Raw genomic sequence first — 2,979 nt, forward strand, 5'->3', positions numbered from 1 at the left:
GGCAACTGGCTTTTGTTATTCATTTGGTAGAATATAAACCAAAGTGGTAAAATCAGCCGAGACTTCTTTTAAATCATTTTTGATTCCAATAGGATTTTTTATTCGTAATTCTGGGTCGTAAACAAAGCAAATTAAGACTTTACAATCTGAATGGTTACGATAATTTGCTTTATCAATTATTAGTTGTTCGCCAATTTCTTTATCTTTTAAACTAACCCTGGTTTTTTTTACTTCAATAACGATTTTTTCTTTTTTTAGTAGAAAATCACTTCGTTTCGAACTGCCAGCATAACTTGGATTCCATTCTTCTGCCCTAATATCATTAAAGTGAATTTTTAAGAGTCCGTGTAGCAAATCCTGGACATCATATTCATCTTTTATTATTATCGTTTCCCTAGGATTCCCGCCGTCTTTTCTTCGGTTTTTAAGTTGATTAACAACAGAATGAAATCTTTTTAAAACATTTTCAATTTTTTCTGTGTCTGTTGGATTATGTATTTTAGTTAATATCCCTTCTCTTTGATTCGATTCCGTTTCAGCGAGATTTACGAATTTTTCAAAAACCTCAATTGTTCTTTTTCTATTTCCGTCAATAGTCGGAATTGGTAGGGGAATAGGTTTCGATTTTGAAGTTAATTCTTCCATTGATTCTATGAAGTAACTTTCAAAGGCCTTAAGGTGGTCAATAAAATTCTTGGCTTGAGAAATTAAGTCTTCCGATGTCGAAAATTTTTCTGGTATTGACAAATCACTAAAAACATCTCCAATTATATGTGTAATTTCTCTCATACATTGGACAATTGGGCTAGAGTTAGGGAATTCCCCGTATCCATTTATAGGACGATATTCATTCATATCCAAATGAAAATCCCTATAGTTCGAGAGAACAAATTTCTTCAAGTATTCTCTCGATTTAGGTATAAAGTTTATGTCTATTTCCATTTATTTTTTAGCTTGTTGCCAACGTCCCGTATAAAAACAGTGCGAGCTGGCGAGCGTGATTGTCCGCAGGACAATCAGGCGTTGCAAGCCGCAATTTGCTCGTTAACCGATGTTGGCGACTGTTATTTATCAGGTTCAATCGCCCATTGTCCAATCTTTAGCATCCCAACTCTAAACTCAGCATTATTAACAGGTTTTTCTCCAATAATTATTGAGTGAGCTCTATTATTAGGAACGTAATCGTCCTCAGGATCGTTGTAGACCGGGTCGTGTTTTACTTCTTGGTTGGGATTAATGTCATTTCGAACATTTTCCACTCTTAGTGACCAAATAAAAAAAGAAGATGGATTTTTATAAGTGCCATCTTTTCTTTTTTTCTGTTTCCCAATTAATGCTCGCGAGGAATGTGGTGTGCAATATTTCGACCAATCTGAAGATAGATTGTCTCCCTCTTTTGGGGTATTTGAAAAGGCTGAAGATTTAGGTTTCTTGTCTTTACTACTAATAAAATTTTCGTGAACTCGAATATAAAGATTGGATTCGTTATCGATTTCTTCGGTTTCCCACATTTATTAAAGTTTTTGCATCCAAAACCCTAGATCTTTATTGATTTCATGGTAATCAATAAAGCCTTTAATAATAGTTTTTTTCTTAAAATCTTCTCCGTAATAGTGGATGTTTCTCTCTGGAGTATTTCTAATATTAATTAGTAAGATATAATTCTCATTCCTCCATTCTAAATCAATAGAGCCATCTTTAACCAAGTTTATTTCAGGTTCTTCAATTACCGAATTATGGATTTCATAAATGTATTTAGCATAATCAACTAGAAAGTGTATTGATCTTTTATAAATTAATTCGTTACTACCCACTGCTCCTTCATCGTCCCAATCATCATTAAGCTCTAATAATGTTTTGGACTTATCTATGGACTCATATATATGATAAAGATTTCTATCTATTAAATATTTTTCTCCAAGAATTGTGAATGAAAAAGTGGGTCTGAACCAAGTTACTTTCTCATTCTCACCTTTTGAAGGTTCTATGATTTGTGGAAAAGTATAAAAGGAAATCTTTTCTTTTCGAGAGCGAACTTTTTCTTTCTTTTTATAAAAAGAATTTTCAATTCCAGGTTTGTGAGTATATGGTTTTTCTAGAGTAGTCATAACTATCTATATTATGTATTTTAAAACTTGTTTGTAATCTTCTCTGACAAGTTTGTCTCTTTCAATTGCTTTTTCAATCTCCGATTTTAATTTCTTTAGATTATCAATATCTAATGCTAAATGAAATTTTTTATCTTCAAAATCTTTCGTGTACTCCAGATTCAATTTATGAATAACTATACCTATTCTTTCTTTGTTTTCTAGATCAGTATCAAAAATCAGGCGAATGTCGGTCAACATCTGAAAATCTTTTAAATTATTTTCATTTTCTAGAGCTAACTGTCTTGATTGTATGTTTTGATCAATAGATTTATAATTATGAAAAATCTTTAATAGATTGTTTTCTAATCTCTCGTTTTGGGCAGGATCAAGTTCGTCATTAGATAGATCTACAAAAGAACTAACTAAGTTATTTACTACATCTTTGTAGTTTTCTTCATCTTCTTCAACAAGTTCACTAAAACTCAGAATCGTTTTGAGAAGCTCCTTTCCTTTTTTTTCATTTAGAATTCCATCAAATTCATCAGCAACCTCATCATATTGCTTTCCAACTGGTAACGAATTAAGATATGAAACTAATTCATTAATTTTATTTTCTTCTAATGAAGCTATCACCCTAAATCCTGGAAAAACATTTTCTGGAATACGTATTGCTGCCATTTCGTTTCTTTCGGTTATGGATTTATGTTATTATTTGTTCTCTATTCAAATGTAATAAATTAAAAGTTATGATTGTCTTAAGTAATAGTCGCCAACGTCTCGTATAAAAACTGTGCGAGCTGGCGAGCGTGATTGTCCGCAGGACAATCCGCTAAGCAAGAGAGCAGTTAGTTTCGATTAGAGACTGATTTGAGCATTGTTTTTAGCATCC

At 32.1% G+C, this 2,979-nt stretch carries 4 protein-coding genes; all 4 read right to left on the reverse strand.

What is annotated here, in order from left to right:
* Window positions 1-15: 15 nt before the first annotated feature.
* Window positions 16-942: a hypothetical protein gene (locus ACQ93I_RS17060; protein ID WP_431699581.1), complete on the reverse strand. Its 927-nt coding sequence runs from the start codon at window positions 940-942 to the stop codon at window positions 16-18.
* A gap of 122 nt (window positions 943-1,064) precedes the next feature.
* Window positions 1,065-1,511 carry a hypothetical protein gene (locus ACQ93I_RS17065; protein ID WP_431699582.1) on the reverse strand — a complete coding sequence of 149 codons (447 nt, stop codon included), beginning with the start codon at window positions 1,509-1,511 and terminating at the stop codon, window positions 1,065-1,067.
* Between the two features lie 3 nt (window positions 1,512-1,514).
* Window positions 1,515-2,108: a hypothetical protein gene (locus ACQ93I_RS17070; protein ID WP_431699583.1), complete on the reverse strand. Its 594-nt coding sequence runs from the start codon at window positions 2,106-2,108 to the stop codon at window positions 1,515-1,517.
* A gap of 6 nt (window positions 2,109-2,114) precedes the next feature.
* Window positions 2,115-2,768, reverse strand: coding sequence for a hypothetical protein (locus ACQ93I_RS17075; RefSeq protein ID WP_431699584.1), 654 nt, complete (start codon window positions 2,766-2,768; stop codon window positions 2,115-2,117).
* Window positions 2,769-2,979: the final 211 nt, after the last annotated feature.

It is taken from the genome of Salinimicrobium sp. WS361 (assembly GCF_050750585.1).
Classification (GTDB): Bacteria; Bacteroidota; Bacteroidia; order Flavobacteriales; family Flavobacteriaceae; genus Salinimicrobium.

Coding starts and splice junctions, on each gene's coding strand:
- ACQ93I_RS17065 (WP_431699582.1), bottom strand. CDS start 1,511: ATGTGGGAAACCGAAGAAATCGATAACGAATCCAATCTTTATATTCGA.
- ACQ93I_RS17075 (WP_431699584.1), bottom strand. CDS start 2,768: ATGGCAGCAATACGTATTCCAGAAAATGTTTTTCCAGGATTTAGGGTG.
- ACQ93I_RS17060 (WP_431699581.1), bottom strand. CDS start 942: ATGGAAATAGACATAAACTTTATACCTAAATCGAGAGAATACTTGAAG.
- ACQ93I_RS17070 (WP_431699583.1), bottom strand. CDS start 2,108: ATGACTACTCTAGAAAAACCATATACTCACAAACCTGGAATTGAAAAT.